The 15,083-nt window shown below is 67.1% G+C and carries 12 protein-coding genes; 10 read left to right on the top strand and 2 right to left on the bottom strand.

From position 1 onward, the window contains the following. Positions 1-154: 154 nt before the first annotated feature. The 8 genes from KF889_30385 (at position 155) to KF889_30350 (ending at position 9,184) form a co-directional block, all read left to right on the top strand. Complete coding sequence (locus KF889_30385; GenBank protein ID MBX3503773.1) at positions 155-979, top strand: ABC transporter ATP-binding protein; 825 nt, start codon at positions 155-157, stop codon at positions 977-979. Continuing rightward, positions 976-2,919 (top strand): AMP-binding protein, encoded by a 1,944-nt coding sequence (locus KF889_30380; GenBank protein ID MBX3503772.1) that lies wholly within the window; start codon positions 976-978, stop codon positions 2,917-2,919. The genes KF889_30385 and KF889_30380 overlap by 4 nt, the downstream gene beginning before the upstream one ends. Before the next feature lie 199 nt (positions 2,920-3,118). After that, on the top strand, positions 3,119-4,003 hold the full coding sequence (locus tag KF889_30375; protein MBX3503771.1) for a branched-chain amino acid ABC transporter permease: 885 nt from the start codon (positions 3,119-3,121) through the stop codon (positions 4,001-4,003). Further along, entirely contained in the window at positions 4,003-5,091 is a 1,089-nt protein-coding gene (locus KF889_30370) for a branched-chain amino acid ABC transporter permease (protein MBX3503770.1), read from the top strand. The genes KF889_30375 and KF889_30370 overlap by 1 nt, the downstream gene beginning before the upstream one ends. A 30-nt stretch (positions 5,092-5,121) precedes the next feature. Continuing rightward, positions 5,122-6,378, top strand: coding sequence for an ABC transporter substrate-binding protein (locus KF889_30365; protein ID MBX3503769.1), 1,257 nt, complete (start codon positions 5,122-5,124; stop codon positions 6,376-6,378). Positions 6,379-6,474: 96 nt separating this feature from the next. Continuing rightward, entirely contained in the window at positions 6,475-7,269 is a 795-nt protein-coding gene (locus tag KF889_30360) for an ABC transporter ATP-binding protein (protein MBX3503768.1), read from the top strand. Positions 7,270-7,298: 29 nt separating this feature from the next. Beyond that, entirely contained in the window at positions 7,299-8,045 is a 747-nt protein-coding gene (locus tag KF889_30355; GenBank protein MBX3503767.1) for a Sir2 family NAD-dependent protein deacetylase, read from the top strand. Between the two features lie 179 nt (positions 8,046-8,224). Beyond that, positions 8,225-9,184 carry a terminase small subunit gene (locus tag KF889_30350; protein ID MBX3503766.1) on the top strand — a complete coding sequence of 320 codons (960 nt, stop codon included), beginning with the start codon at positions 8,225-8,227 and terminating at the stop codon, positions 9,182-9,184. Positions 9,185-9,257: 73 nt separating this feature from the next. Here the strand turns inward: KF889_30350 and KF889_30345 are convergent, their stop codons facing one another. Continuing rightward, complete coding sequence (locus KF889_30345; protein MBX3503765.1) at positions 9,258-9,854, bottom strand: DUF4337 domain-containing protein; 597 nt, start codon at positions 9,852-9,854, stop codon at positions 9,258-9,260. Positions 9,855-9,970: 116 nt separating this feature from the next. On the opposite strand from KF889_30345, the gene KF889_30340 reads away from it, so the two are divergent. Both KF889_30340 and KF889_30335 read left to right on the top strand, forming a co-directional pair. Next, complete coding sequence (locus KF889_30340) at positions 9,971-10,975, top strand: TAXI family TRAP transporter solute-binding subunit (GenBank protein MBX3503764.1); 1,005 nt, start codon at positions 9,971-9,973, stop codon at positions 10,973-10,975. Between the two features lie 123 nt (positions 10,976-11,098). Next, positions 11,099-13,300 (top strand): TRAP transporter permease, encoded by a 2,202-nt coding sequence (locus KF889_30335; protein MBX3503763.1) that lies wholly within the window; start codon positions 11,099-11,101, stop codon positions 13,298-13,300. Here KF889_30335 and KF889_30330 read toward each other — a convergent pair. After that, positions 13,297-15,066, bottom strand: a complete 1,770-nt coding sequence (locus tag KF889_30330; GenBank protein MBX3503762.1) for a dihydroxy-acid dehydratase — start codon at positions 15,064-15,066, stop codon at positions 13,297-13,299. The two genes, KF889_30335 and KF889_30330, sit on opposite strands and share 4 nt — an antisense overlap. Between the last annotated feature and the right edge of the window lie 17 nt (positions 15,067-15,083).

Here is a 15,083-nt window from a genome sequence, read left to right as displayed (position 1 = left end):
TGATCCGTGGCGACAGGTGGGCAGAACGCGGGCGAACGAACGCACGGCGCCGGGACTTTCCCGGTGACAACGAGGCGGCGGCGGCCGGTCCGGATGGGAGGAGCAGGGTTGGTGTTGCACAATTCGTCGGCCGCGGCAGGACGGGGCTAGCGCCGTGACGGAAGCGTCGGCGTCCAGCGCGGGCAGCGCGCAGGAAGCGAAGGTCGTCCTCGATATCGCGAATGTCTCCAAGAAGTTCGGTGGCGTGACGGCCGTCGACGGGGTGTCGGTGCGCGTGCCCAGGGGCCGCATCTACTCCGTCATCGGTCCGAACGGCGCCGGCAAGACGTCGCTGCTCAACATGATCTCGGGCTTCTACAAGCCCGACACCGGCTACATCCACCTCGACGGCCGGGACATCACCTACAAGAAGCCCAATCAGATCGCGGCCATGGGCATCGCGCGCACCTTCCAGAACATCGCGCTGTTCAGCGGCCTGACCGTGCTCGACAACCTGATGCTGGGCCGCCATGTGCGCATGAAGTCCGGCGTCTTCGCCAGCGCTCTGTACTGGGGCTGGGCGCAGAAGGAGGAGGTCGCGCACCGCGAGCGCTGCGAGGAAATCATCGAGTTCCTCAAGCTGCAGGACCTGCGCAAGCAGCAGACGGCGGCGCTGGCGTACGGCCTGCGCAAGCGCGTCGAGCTCGGCCGCGCGCTGGCGCTTGAGCCGCAGGTGCTGCTGCTCGACGAGCCGATGGGCGGCATGAACCAGGAAGAGAAGGAGGAGATGGCGCGCTTCATCCTCGACGTGAATCAGGAGCGCGGCGTCACCGTCGTGTTGATCGAGCACGACATGGGCGTGGTGATGGACATCTCCGACGAGGTCGTCGTGCTTGACCGCGGCCGGCGCATCGGCGGCGGCACGCCCGAAGAGGTCCAGCGCGACCCCAAGGTGATCGAAGCCTATCTCGGCACGGCGAAGGGGGGCGACGCGGCATGAGCGTCCTGCAATCGACCGACACCGACACCCTGCCCAAGCTGATGGCGCGCAACGCCCGACAGTGGCCAACGATGCCGGCCCTGCGCGGCAAGGATCGCGGCATCTGGCGCACCTGCGGCTGGGCGGAGTACCAGGAGCAGACCAGGGACTTCGCGCTCGGCCTGATGGCGCTGGGCTTCAAGCGCGGCGAGAAGCTCACCGTGGTCGGCGACAACCGGCCAAGGCTCTATTTCGCGCAGATCGCCGCGCAGGCGCTGGGCGGCTATTCGGTCCCGGTCTACCAGGACTCGATCGCCAGTGAGCTGGTCTACGTGCTCAATCACGCCGAGGTCTCGGTGGTCGTCGCCGAGGATCAGGAGCAGGTCGACAAGATCCTGTCGCTGCGCGACCAGCTGCCCAATCTGCGCTGGGTGATCTATGATGACGCCCGCGGCATGACGGGCTACGCCGGCCACGATTTCATCCGCTCCTTTGCCTCGGTGCAGGAAGCCGGCCGCGGCCAGGGCGCATCCGGTGTCGCCGCCTTCGAGGCCGAGCTGAAGAAGGGCCAGGCCGACGATCTGGCGATGATCGCCTACACCTCGGGCACCACGGGCAACCCGAAAGGCGTGATGCTCTCGCACCGCAACATGATCTCGATCTCGGAAGGCTTCGCCGCTGCCGAGGGGATCAAGCCGGGCGACAACTGGCTGTCCTACCTGCCGATGGCCTGGGTCGGCGATACGACCTTCACAGTCGGGCTGGGCCTCGTCGTGCCGATCATCGGCAATTGCCCGGAGAACCCCGAGACCGTGCAGCGCGACCTGCGCGAGCTGGGCCCCGACGCGCTGCTGGCGCCGCCGCGCATCTGGGAGAACATGCTCACCACGCTGCAGGTCAAGAGCGGCGACTCGACCCGGCTGAAGAAGTGGGTGTTCGAGCGCTTCCGCGGCCTGGCCGAACGGGTCGAGCTGGCGCGTTCGGAGGGCAGGCCGGTCTCGGCCGTCGACCGGCTGGGTTACGCGCTCGGCGAGTTCCTGGTCTTCGGTCCGGTGCGCGACCAGCTCGGGCTGCGCAACGCGCGCACCTGCTACACCGGCGGCGCGCCGCTGGGACCTGACAATTTCCGCTTCTTCCGCTCCTTCGGCGTCAACCTCAAGCAGGTCTATGGCGCCACCGAAGCCAGCGCGCTGATCGCCGTGCAGCCCAATGCCGAGGCCAACCCCAACACCGTCGGCCGCACCCTGCCGGGCGTACAGGTGCGCGTTGCCGAGAATGGCGAGGTGCATGTCCAGGGCCCCAACATCTTCAAGGGCTACTTCAAGCAGGACGACGTGACCGCCGAGACCATCACCGCGGATGGCTGGCTGAAGACCGGCGATGCCGGCTATGTCGATCCGCAGGGCCACGTCGTGATCATCGATCGCGCCAAGGATGTCGGCAAGCTGTCGGACGGCACGCCCTTCGCGCCGCAATTCGTCGAGAACAAGCTGAAGTTCAGCCCGTTCATCCGCGAGGTCGTGGCCTTCGGCGACCAGCGCCCGTTCGTCGCCGCGATGATCGCCGTCGACCTCAACACGGTCGGGACCTGGGCCGAGAAGCGCAATCTCGCCTACACCAGCTTCATGGACCTCAGCCGCAAGCCCGAGGTCGCCGCGCTGATCCTCGAGGAGGTCGGCAAGTGCAACGTCGGCCTGCCGGAGGCGGCGCAGGTCAGGCGCGTGCTGCTGCTCAACAAGGAGCTCGAGGCGGACGACGCCGAGATGACCCGCACCCGCAAGGTCCGCCGCCGGTTCGTCGCCGAGAAGTACGCGCCGGTGATCGAGGCTTTCTACGGCGGCAAGGCCGATGTCGAGGTGACGATGGAGATCACCTTCGAGGACGGCAGGCGCAGCACCCTGCGCAACACCATCGCGATCCACGACGTGCCCGCGGCCGGTGCCGCGCGGCGCGCGGCGTAGGAGTGGGCACAAGTGACCTGCAATCGCCGCGACAGGATCTTGCCTTCCCCCGGAGGGGGAAGGTGCCCGAAGGGCGGAAGGGGGATGTCGAAGACCGACTCCGGCGCTCGTCTTCGACATCCCCCTTCCGGCGCTGCGCGCCACCTTCCCTCTCCGGGGGAAGGCAAGGCGGATCGCCTGGAACGTAGGGAGGGATAGCGTGGAGTTCTTCCTGCTGCTGATGGGCAACGGCATCCTGATCGGCCTGATGTACTCGCTGATCGCGCTGGGTTTCGTCCTGGTCTACAAGGCGACCGACGCGATCAATTTCGCCCAGGGCGAGTTCGTCATGCTTTCCGCCCTGATCGCCGGCGCGGTGATCGTGGTCGCCGGGCTGCCGTTCTGGATCGCGGTCCTGATCGTGCTGGCGGCAATGATCGGATTCAGCTTCGGGCTGGAGCGCGTCGTGCTGCGCCCGCTGCTCGGCCGGCCGATCGTCGCGGTGATCATGGCGACCATCGGCCTGGCGGCGATCCTGCGCGGCCTGGGCCCGTTCATCTTCGGCGTCGAGACACGCTCGATCTCCCTGCCGGTGAGCGACGATCCGATCATTCTCGGTCCATTCTTCCTGCAGCCGGTGCAGCTCACCGGCGCGCTGGTCGCTCTGATGTTCCTCGGCGGATTCACCTGGTTCTTCCTCAAGAGCCGCATGGGTGTGGCGATGCGCGCCGTCGCCGACAACCAGCAGGTCGCCTCGGCGATGGGCATCAACGTCGAGCGCTACTTCGCGCTGGCCTGGGCGATGGCCGGCATCGTCGCCGCGCTCGGCGGCATCGTCTGGGGCTCGATGCTGGGCATCGACGTGCACGTGGCCCTGGTGGGACTGAAGGTGTTTCCCGTGGTGATCCTGGGCGGGCTCGATTCGATCCCGGGCGCCGTGGTCGGCGGCCTGATCATCGGCATCGTCGAGAACGTCGCCGCCGGCTATCTCGACCCCTATGTCGGCGGCGGCACCAAGGACTTCGCACCTTACGTGCTGATGATCTTGGCGCTGATGGTCAGGCCCTACGGCATCTTCGGCAAACGCAAGATCGAGCGCGTCTGATGTTTCATCGCGAGTCCGGTTACTTCAAGACGACCTACAAGGCGGATCAGGCGCTCTACCCGCTGCCGGTCGCGCGCTGGACCGTCGGATTGCTGGCGCTTGTCTTCCTCGTCCTGCCGCCGCTGCTCACCGCGGCGGGCGGCGGGCAGTCGGCCGAGTACTACACGTCGATCCTCAACATCATCATGATCGCCGTGGTCGGCGCGCTGGGGCTCAACATCCTGGTTGGCTACACCGGCCAGATCTCGATCGGTCACGCCGCCTTCATGTCGGTCGGCGCCTACACCGCGGCCAACCTGGCGGTGCGGCTCGACCTGCCGTTCTGGATCACCCTGCCGGCCGGCGGCTTCATGGCGGCGGCGATCGGCGGGCTGGTCGGCATCCCCTCGCTGCGCATCAAGGGCCTCTACCTTGCCATCGCCACGCTGGCGGCCCAGCTGATCATCGAGTGGGTCATCAACCACGTGCCGTGGATCTCCGGCGGATCGCAGGCCTCGATCGAGGTGCCGCGGCCGACGGTTTTCGGCTACGAGGTCAAGACCCAGCGCGACCTCTACTACTTCCTGCTGTTCTTCGCCGTGATCGCGGTGGTCGCCACCCTGAACCTGGTGCGCAGCCGCATCGGCCGCGCCTTCGTGGCGATCCGCGACCAGGACATCGCCGCCGAGATCATCGGCATCGACATCTTCAGGTACAAGCTGATCGCCTTCGCGATCTCCTCGTTCTACGCCGGGGTCACCGGCGTGCTGTACACCTACTACCTGGGGATCGCGAACTACGAGAACTTCCTGATCACGACCTCGATCGACTACCTGGCGATGATCATCATCGGCGGACTCGGCTCGGTTCTGGGCTCGATCTTCGGCGCGATCTTCGTCACCCTGCTGCCGATCGTGATCCGGCTGGGCATGGAGAATTTCGGCACGCTGCTGTTCACCACGGCGGAGCTCAACAATATCATTCCTGCGGTGCGTCTGGGCGCCTTCGGCCTTCTGATCATCATTTTCCTGGTGCTCGAGCCGGAGGGGCTGAACAGGCTATGGCGCAATGTGCGAAGTTACTTCCGCGTCTGGCCGTTCTCGTACTGAATGTCGTGCGTTTCAAAGAGGGAGGGTGACATGCTGAGTGTTCGGCTATCTGGCGCCGCAGCCATCGCGGCGGGCGCCCTCACGCTGGGGCTGGCCCTGCCGGCCATGGCGCAGCAGAAGGAGATCGTCGTCGGCGTCCAGTGCGACCGCACCGGTGCCACGCAGACGGTGGGCGTCGTGTTCTGCCCGGGCAACCACGACTACGTCGCGTTGATCAACTCGCGCGGCGGCGTCGAGGGCCGGCAGATCAAGGCGATCGAGATCGACCACGAGTACAAGGTGCCGCAGGGCGTCGAGTCCTACGAGCGCCACAAGAAGGAAGGCGCCGTGAGCATCCTGCTCTACGGCACGCCGCACACCCAGGCGCTGACGGCGAAGATGCGCGAGGACAAGATCCCCGGCACGTCGCCCGGCTTCGGCAGCGCCGCGGGCGCCGACGGCCAGCGCTATCCGTACCTGTTCCCGGTGGCCGCGACCTACTGGTCGCAGGCGGCCGCCGCGGTGAAGTTCACCAAGGACAAGCTGGGCGGCAACCTCAAGGGCAAGAAGATCGCCTACCTGTTCTACGACAACCCGGCGGGCAAGGAACCGCTGGTGATCCTCGAGGACCTCGCCAAGCTGGAGGGCTTCGAGCTCAGGACCTTCGCCGTGCCGGCGCCGGGCGTCGAGATGGGGCCGCAGGTGCTCGACATCGCCCAGCGCTTCCGCGCCGACTACGTGATCGCCCACCTGTTCGGCCGCTCGCCGTCGGTGTCGATCAAGGAGTTCAAGCGCGTCGGCTATCCGCTGTCGAAGGTCGTGTCGCTGGTGTGGGGCGGCGCCGAGGCTGACCTCGCGGCGGCCGGCGGCGGCGCCATCGCCGAAGGCTACAACACCATCCAGTTCGCCGGCGTGGGCACCGACTACCAGGTGCACAAGGACATCGCCGAGATGTACAAGAAGCAGGGCAAGCAGCCGCCCAAGGAGATGGCCTCCACGGTGTACTACAACCGCGGCATCTTCCACATGGCGACGCATGTCGAGGCGATCCGCAACGCGCTGAAGGCCAAGGGCGCCAACGCGCAGATCACCGGCGAGGACGTCAAGAACGGCTTCGAGAAGATCAAGGGTGTCACGCTGGGCGGCCTGATGCCGCCGATGGAGCTGACGCCGACCGACCACGAGGGTGGCGGCTGGGTTCAGATCTTCACGGTCAAGGGCGGCAAGCTGACCAAGGCCTCGGACTGGTTCCGCGCGTACCCCGACGTGATCAAAAAGCACATCGAGGCCGACGCCAAGAAGTCCTGACGACACATGGGCGGGGCGGGGCCCTCGGGCTCCGCCTCTTCTTCTCTCCCTCTCCCCGCAAGCGGGGAGAGGGAGCAGACAGTCAAGGCAAGGGCCATGCTGAGCCTGAACAACATCGAGGTCGTCTACGACGGCGTGATCCTGGTGCTGAAGGGCGTCTCGGTCGAGGTGCGCGAAGGCGCCATCACGACCATTCTCGGCGCCAACGGCGCCGGCAAGACGACGACGCTCAAGGCGATCTCCGGCGTGCTCTACAGCGAGCGCGGCGAGATCACCAAGGGCTCGATCGAGCTCGACGGGCAGCGGCTCAACGGCCAGCGCGCGCACGAGGTGGCGCGGCTGGGCATCGCCCAGGTCTTCGAGGGCCGCCGCGTCTTCGAGCACCTCACCGCCGAGGAGAACCTGATCGCCGGCGGCCACATCCAGCCGGACATTAAGTCGATCCGCCAGGGGATCGACATGGTCTACAGCTACTTCCCGCGCCTGAAGGAACGGCGCAACCAGCAATCGGGCTACCTCTCGGGCGGCGAGCAGCAGATGCTGGCGATCGGCCGCGCGCTGATGAGCAAGCCGAAGGTCGTGCTGCTCGACGAGCCGTCGCTCGGCCTGGCGCCGATGCTGGTCGAAGAGATCTTCGCCATCGTGCAGCGGTTGGTGAAGCAGGAGAAGCTCACCGTGCTGCTGGTCGAGCAGAACGCCACCATGGCGCTTGGCATCGCCGAGCACGGCTACGTCATGGAGAACGGCCGCATCGTGCTCGAGGGCGACGCCGAGAAGCTGCGCACGAACTCCGACATCAAGGAATTCTACCTCGGCCTCAACGAGGTCGGCACGCGCAAGTCCTACCGCGACGTCAAGCACTACCGCCGGCGCAAGCGCTGGCTCTCGTGAAGCGCGCCTGAGGCGGCTATACTGCCGCCATGGCAGCCCACGACGATCTCCGCAAGCTGTTCGAGAACGCCACGCGCATCGTGGGATTCACGGGCGCGGGCATCTCGACCGAGTCGGGCATTCCAGACTTCCGCTCGCCCGGCGGCATCTGGACGCGCTACCAGCCGATCCAGTTCCAGGACTTCATGGCCTCCGAGGAGATGCGCCGCGAATCCTGGCGGCGCAAGTTCGCCACCGACGAGGTGATGCGCAAGGCGACGCCCAATGCCGGCCATCGCGCCATGGCGCGGCTGGTCGAGATGGGCAAGATGAGCGCCATCATCACCCAGAACGTCGACGGCCTGCACCAGGCGTCGGGCGTTCCCGACTCGAAGGTGATCGAGCTGCACGGCAACTCGACCTACGCCACCTGCCTCGATTGCGGCGAGCGCCACGAGCTCGACGACATCAGGAAGGTGTTCGGCAGGGACGAGACGCTGCCGGAATGCCGCAAGTGCGACGGCATCATCAAGACCGCGACGATCTCGTTCGGGCAGGCGATGCCCGTCGTGCCGATGGCGCGCGCCCAGGAAGAGACGATGGCGGCCGACCTGTTCATCGTGCTCGGCAGCTCGCTGGTGGTCTATCCGGCGGCGGCGTTCCCGACCATGGCCAAGCGCAACGGCGCGAAGCTGGCGATCATCAATCGCGATCCCACCGACCAGGACAGGATCGCCGACCTTGTCGTGCACGACGAGATCGGCCCGATCATGAGCCGGGCCGTTGGGGTGAACTAGGCTTCCCCAAGGGAACAGGTCATGCCTTCCCCCGCCAGTGGGAGAAGGTAAGCGGTGCTGCCACGCCGAGCACGGCTAGGAATCTAAATAATCCCTGTCCCACTTGCACCAAAGGGGCGTCGGCGACACGCGTAGGGGTTAAAATTGCTCCCGGCGGCGAGAGGTGTAGCTTCGCCGCCATGAGCACGGAAACCACACCCCCTCTCTCGCCGCGCCACGAGCGCTTCGTCCTGGAGTTCCTCAAGGACGGCAATGCCACCCAGGCCTATGTCCGCGCCGGCTATTCGCCGCGCGGCGCCCAGCCCAGCGCCTCCCGGCTCTTGCGTGACCCCAAGATTGAGGCCGCCATCGCCGCCGGCCGGGCGCGCATGGCCCAGGCCCTCGAGGTCGACGTCACCCGCCTGGCCCAGGAATACGCCAGGATCGCCTTCGCCAATGTCGTGGACTTCCTCACCGTCGAGGCCGACGGCCGGGTGCGCGTCGACCTGATGAAGGCGAGCCAGGCGCAGTGCGCCAGCATCGTCGAGCTGAAGGTCAGCAACCATGGCAAACAAGAGCAGACCGTGACCCTGAAGCTCGGCAAGCTGCAGGCGCTGAACATGCTGACGAAGCAGGTCGGCCTGCTGGTGGCCAAGCCGAAGCCGGGGCTGACGCCGGAGGATCGCGAGCGCTACGAGGAGCGCATCGCCGGCTACGAGCGCGGGCTCGACCATAGAGATGAAGAGAAACGGCGCTGGCGCCAGGAGCTCGAGGAGGTGCGCGCCGCGCTCGCGGCGGCGCACGCCACCATCGACGCCGCCAACCTGATCCGCCCCGGCCCCGGCAAGCCGCCGCCGCCAGAGTCGCCTACAGAGTCGCCACCCACCGAGTCGCCGCCCGCCGAGTCACCGCCTGCCGAGACGAAAGCCGAGCCGCAGCGCGTGGTCGAGCCGGGCATGCCGACGACGCCGCCGCCGGATTACACGCCCGGCCACCTCAACGGCAAGATGATCCAACGCAGCGGGACCCGGCTCGGGCCGAACTGGGCCGACGCCCTGCGCGACATGAAACCCGGCGGCTTCGACCCGCCCGGCTATGCCATGCAAGCCGAGGACACCGACGACGATCTGCCGGACTGGCTGTACGGGCCGGAACAATGACGCGGCGATGACAGGTCTGGCGCCGCGCCCGGCTCTCAAGCTTCCCCTCCGGGGGAGGCTGGGGAAGAGAGACTCAAAACAGATGAATCACGTGCGGCGCGAAGAGACCGATGGCGGCGAAGGCGGCCCCGACCGCGCCGAGACCGACGGCGAACCAGACCAGCATGCCGATGCCGGTAATGATCGCGGCCGAAGCGAGCACGATGGCGATCTGGATGGAGGCCGACGCCACCTCGTAGTGGTGATGCGCCGCCGCGGCGTCGTCGCGCTTCTTTTCCGCCGCCTTGGCTCGCGTGGTCAGCTCGCGGCGGCCATCGTTCTCCTTTGGATCGCTCTCGTAGCGCGCGATCTGGCGCTTCCAGTGCTCGATGCCGCGCCGGGCCGCCTCGCGCTGCGCCTCGTTGGTCATGGCGTGCATCGCGATCTCGGTGTCCTCGATCTGCGCGCGCACCACGGTCAGGCGCACGGTCTTGCCCTGGAAATAGCCCCACAAATTGGCCGCCTCGATGTTCTGCGCCAGGGTCGTGGTCTGGGCCGCCTTGCCCAGCGTCTCGGAGATCGCCAGCAGGAGCGCGAGGATGGAAATGATCAGGGCGATCTGCTTGTTGCTGGCGCCGTGATGCTCGGCGTGCTCCGCCTGCTCGTGCGGTGCGTGCCCGTGTCCGGCCATCGATTGCCTCTCCCGTCCAGCTGTGAGCGTGACGACATCGCGCCGTACGCGTGTCGATTGCCAGCACGCTAGCAGGCAGGTTTAATCGCAATCTGACAACCTGAGGGGATAACGCCATGAACTTCGCCAGATGGACCACTGTCGTGGCGGCCGTCGCGTTCGGCGCCATGACGAGCGTCGCGTCGGCGCAGCAGTTGCAATTCTTCCGCATCGGCACGGGCGGCACGGCCGGCACGTACTATCCGCTTGCCGGCGTGATCGCCAATGCGGTTTCGAACCCGCCGGGCAGCCGGGCCTGCGACGCCGGGGGCTCGTGCGGCGTGCCCGGTCTGGTGGCCACGGCGGTGGCGACCAACGGCTCGGTGGCCAACGTCAACGGCATCGCCGGCGGCAGCCTCGAGTCGGGGTTCTCGCAGTCGGACGTCGCCTTCTGGGCCTATACCGGCACCGGCATCTACGAAGGCAAGCCCAAGGTCGACACGCTGCGCGCCATCGCCAACCTCTATCCCGAGAGCTTCCACCTGGTGGCGCGCAAGGGCAGCGGCATCAAGGGCGTGCCCGACCTGAAGGGCAAGCGGGTGTCGCTCGACGAGCCGGGCTCCGGCACGCTGGTCGATGCCCGCCTGATCCTCGCCGCCTTCGGCATGACGGAAAAGGATGTCAAGGCCGAGTATCTCAAGCCCCAGCAATCCGCCGACAAGCTCAAGGACGGCGCGATCGACGCCTTCATCAGCGTCTCGGGCTATCCCCAAGGCGCCATCGCCGAGCTGGCCGCAACCGCGGGCATCGAGCTGATCCCGATCGAGGGACCGGCGGTCGACAAGCTGCTGGCGCAGTACAGCTTCTTCGCCAAGGACGCGATTCCGGACACCGCCTACAAGGGCGTCGCCGGCGTCAAGACGGTGAGCGTCAACGCCCAGTGGCTGACCTCGACCAAGCAGTCCGAGGCGCTGGTCTACGGCATCGTCCAGGCCCTGTGGAACGCCAACACCCGCAAGCTGCTCGACGCCGGCCATGCCAAGGGCAAAGAGATCAAGCTGGAAACGGCACTCACCGGCATCGGCATCCCGCTGCATCCCGGCGCCGAGAAGTTCTACAAGGAGAAGGGGCTGAAGAAATAGGGCCACGGGGCCACACACGGTACCATCTGTCATCCCGAGCGCAGCGAGGGATCTAGGACAACCACTAGATCCCTCGCTGTGCTCGGGATGAGAGGCCCTTGAGTCAATCTGTCCGAAGTCCTGATGACCACCGACATCGACCTCAAGAAGGCGGAGGAGCTCGAGCGGAAGTTCGATACCGAGGTCCGCTTCCGCCCCATCCTGCCGCCGGCGTCGTGGATCGTCGCCGGCCTGCTGTTCGTCCTGTCGTGCTTCCATTTCTACACCGCGGGCTTCGGGCTGCTGCGCGAGACGACGCATCGCGGCATCCACATGGCCTTCGTCATCGGCCTGATCTTCCTGGTCTTCGCGCTGGCGCGCAGCCAGGCCGATCGCGGGCGTCCGGCGAGCCTGCTGGCGCCCGGCGGCGTGCCTCTGTTCGACTGGCTGCTGATGGCCGCGACTGTGGCGGCGGCGCTCTACATCCCGTTCGTCTTCCATGACCTGGCGTTCCGCGTCGGCAATCCGCTGCTCATCGACGTCGTCATGGGCACGGTGCTGATCGGGGCGGTGCTCGAGGCGACGCGGCGCACCATGGGCTGGCCGCTGGTGATCATCGCCGGCGTCTTCATCGTCTACGCGCTGGTCGGGCCGTGGATGCCCGGCATCCTGGTGCACCCCGGCGCGACCTGGAACGAGGTGGTGAACCACCTCTATCTCACCAGCCAGGGAATCTACGGCATCCCGATCGGCGTGGTGGCGACCTACGTCTTCCACTACGTGCTGTTCGGCGTGCTGGCCATGCGCATCGGCCTGGGCCAGCTCTTCCTCGATCTCGCCATGGCGGCCGCCGGCCGCTACGCCGGCGGGCCGGCCAAGGTGTCGATCTTCGGCTCGGGACTGTTCGGCATGATCTCCGGCTCGTCGGTGGCCAACGCCGTGACTGTGGGCTCGCTGACCATCCCGATGATGACTCGGCTGGGCTACCAGCGGCACTTCGCGGCCGGCGTCGAGTCGACCGCCAGCACCGGCGGGCAGATCACGCCACCGGTCATGGGCGCCGCCGCCTTCCTCATGATCGAGTACCTTGGCCTGCCGTACCAGACGATCATCATCGCCGCGACCCTGCCGGCCGCCATGCATTTCTTCGGCGTCTTCGTGCAGACGCACTTCGAGGCCAAGCGCCATGGCCTGCGCGGCGTGGCGCCGGAGGACCTGCCGAACCTCCGGCAATCGCTCCGGCGCGACTGGCCGACCCTGATACCGCTGTTCGGCCTGCTGATCGTGCTGTTCGCCGACTTCACGCCCTACGTGGCCGCCTTCACCGGCATCCTGCTGTGCCTGGTCGTGGGGCTGGCGCGCCGCAGCGACGGTCGGCCGCCGATCGTCGAGACCGTGCTGGTCGCGCTGTGGTTCGTCTTCTTCTTCAAGGGGCGATCCTTCCTGCCGCCGATCGTGCTCGATCACTTCGAGATGGTCAGCGGGCTGCTGATGATCGCGCTGCTGCTCGTGCTGTGGCGGCTTAACAAGGCGCCCAGGCAGCCCTGGACGGAGCTGTTCGACGGCTTCGTCGTCGGCGCCAAGTACGCGCTCGCTGTCGGTGCGGCGGCGGCCTGCGTCGGCATCATCATCGGCATCGTCACGCTCACGGGCGTCGGCTTCAAGATCGCCTTCATCACCGTCGAGGCGGCGAGAGCGCTGTCCGAGAGCGCGCCGGTCACCGCGGTCGCCGGCCTGCTGGGCTACGGTTCGGGCGAGCAGGCGCTCGTGCTGTTCTTCACCCTGGTGCTGATCGCCATGGTCTGCATCGTGATGGGCTGCGGCATCCCCACGACCTCGACCTACATCATCATGGTCGCGGTCGCCGCGCCGGCGCTGAAGCTGCTGGGCGTGCCCGACCTGGTGAGCCACTTCTTCGTCTTCTACTACGGGGTGCTGGCCGACATCACGCCGCCGGTGGCGGTTGCCGCGTACGCGGCCGCGAGCATGGCCAACGCCGATCCGTTCAAGACCGGCAACACCGCCTTCCGCCTCGCCCTGGGCAAGGCGCTGGTGCCCTTCGTCTTCGTCTACTCGCCCGTGATGATGATCGTGCTGCCCGGCTTCCACTGGGGCGAGTTCATCGTCACCGTCGGCGGCTGCCTGATCGGCATCGCCATGCTGTCGGCCGCCTTCGCCGGCTGGCTGTTCACCCACATGTCGCAATGGGAGCGGTGGCTGATCGGCATCGCCTCGCTGCCGGTGGTCGCGCCCGGCCTGACCCCGACGCTGGTCGGGCTGGCGGCGGGCGCGCCGGTGCTAGTCAGCCAGATCGTCAAGGCGAGACGGGCGGCGGCTCCCGCCTAGTGCGATTCGCGCGGTACCGCCGCGCCGCGCTTGCCGGCCAGGAAGTCGAGGTCGGCACCCTTGTCGGCCTGGGTGACGTGGTCGACGTAGAGCTTGGCGTAGCCGCTGAGATGCGGTGAGGCGAAGCCCTTCCAGGCCCTGCGGCGCTTTTCCAGCTCTTCCTCCGGCACGTCGAGATGCAGGCGGCGCTTCTTCACGTCGAGCTCGATCCAGTCACCGGTCTTCACCAGCGCCAGCGGACCGCCGGCCGCCGCCTCGGGCGCCACGTGCAGCACCACCGTGCCGTAGGCGGTGCCCGACATGCGTGCGTCGGAGATGCGCACCATGTCCTTGACGCCCTTCTCGAGCAGCTTCTTGGGCAGCGGCATGTTGCCGACCTCGGCCATGCCGGGATAGCCCTTGGGCCCGCAGTACTTCAGCACCATGACGCTGTTCTCGTCGACGTCGAGCCTGGGATCGTCGGTGCGCGCGCGCAGGTCCTCGATGCTTTCGAAGACGATGGCGCGGCCGCGATGCTTCATCAGCCTGGGCGTCGCGGCCGAAGGCTTGAGGATGGCGCCGTCGGGGGCGAGGTTGCCGCGCAGCACAGCGACGCCGCCATTGGGCTTGAACGGCTTGCTGACCGGGAAGATCACCTTGCGGTTCCAGACCTCGGCGTCCTTGCTGTTGTTCCACAGGGTCTCGCCGTTGACCGTCACCGCCTTCTTGTCGAGCAGGCCGGCCTCGCCCAGCTCGCGCACTACCGCGGGCACGCCGCCGGCGTAGTAGAAATCCTCCATCAGGTACTCGCCCGACGGCATCAGGTTGACCAGGCAGGGAATGTCGCGGCCCAGCCGGTCCCAGTCGTCGAGCGTGATGTCGATGCCCATGCGCCCGGCGAGCGCCAGCAGGTGGATCACCGCGTTGGTCGAGCCGCCGATCGCGCCGTTGACGCGGATCGCGTTCTCGAAGTTCGCCTTCGTCAGCACCTTGGACATCCTGAGGTCCTGCTTGACCATCTCGACGATGCGGCGGCCGACCATGAAGGCGAGCGCATAGCGGCGGGAGTCGGCGGCGGGGATCGCGGCGTTGGTCGGCAGGCCCATGCCCAGCGACTCGACCATGCTGGCCATGGTCGAGGCGGTGCCCATGGTCATGCAATGGCCGGCGCTGCGCGAGTTGGCGGCCTCGGCGTTCATGAAATCCTGCAGGGTCATCTCGCCGGCGCGCACCATCTCGCTGAACTTCCAGACATGCGTGCCCGAGCCGATCAGCTCGCCCCTGTAGTGGCCGTTGAGCATCGGCCCGCCCGACAGCGCGATGCTGGGCAGGTCGCAGCTCGCCGCGCCCATCAGCAGGGCGGGGGTGGTCTTGTCGCAGCCGACCATCAGCACCACGCCGTCCAGCGGGTTGGCACGGATCGCCTCCTCGACATCCATGCTGGCGAGGTTGCGGTAGAGCATCGCGGTGGGCCGCAGCAGGGTCTCGCCGGTCGAGAACACGGGGAACTCCAGCGGGAAGCCGCCGGCCTCGTAGACGCCGCGCTTCACGTGCTCGGCCAGGGTGCGGAAATGCGCGTTGCACGGCGTCAGGTCGGACCAGGTGTTGCAGATGCCGATCACCGGGCGGCCGTCGAACAGATGCGAGGGATGGCCCTGGTTCTTCATCCAGCTGCGATGGGTGTAGCCGTCGCGATCGGAATGGCCGAACCACGCGGAACTGCGCAGCGCCTTTTTGCGAGGCTTCGCCGACTTCGATGCGGCGCTCTTCTTCGTGCTTTTGGCCATCTCGGTTTCCTCCTTGA

Source organism: Alphaproteobacteria bacterium (assembly GCA_019635875.1).
In the GTDB taxonomy this organism is placed as follows: Bacteria; Pseudomonadota; Alphaproteobacteria; order Reyranellales; family Reyranellaceae; genus JAFAZJ01.
The sequence above is the reverse complement of the archived record's forward strand: the minus strand, read 5'-3'. Positions and strand labels throughout refer to the sequence as shown.

Coding starts and splice junctions, on each gene's coding strand:
- KF889_30380 (MBX3503772.1), top strand. CDS start 976: ATGAGCGTCCTGCAATCGACCGACACCGACACCCTGCCCAAGCTGATG.
- KF889_30370 (MBX3503770.1), top strand. CDS start 4,003: ATGTTTCATCGCGAGTCCGGTTACTTCAAGACGACCTACAAGGCGGAT.
- KF889_30365 (MBX3503769.1), top strand. CDS start 5,122: ATGCTGAGTGTTCGGCTATCTGGCGCCGCAGCCATCGCGGCGGGCGCC.
- KF889_30360 (MBX3503768.1), top strand. CDS start 6,475: ATGCTGAGCCTGAACAACATCGAGGTCGTCTACGACGGCGTGATCCTG.
- KF889_30355 (MBX3503767.1), top strand. CDS start 7,299: ATGGCAGCCCACGACGATCTCCGCAAGCTGTTCGAGAACGCCACGCGC.
- KF889_30350 (MBX3503766.1), top strand. CDS start 8,225: ATGAGCACGGAAACCACACCCCCTCTCTCGCCGCGCCACGAGCGCTTC.
- KF889_30345 (MBX3503765.1), bottom strand. CDS start 9,854: ATGGCCGGACACGGGCACGCACCGCACGAGCAGGCGGAGCACGCCGAG.
- KF889_30340 (MBX3503764.1), top strand. CDS start 9,971: ATGAACTTCGCCAGATGGACCACTGTCGTGGCGGCCGTCGCGTTCGGC.
- KF889_30335 (MBX3503763.1), top strand. CDS start 11,099: ATGACCACCGACATCGACCTCAAGAAGGCGGAGGAGCTCGAGCGGAAG.
- KF889_30330 (MBX3503762.1), bottom strand. CDS start 15,066: ATGGCCAAAAGCACGAAGAAGAGCGCCGCATCGAAGTCGGCGAAGCCT.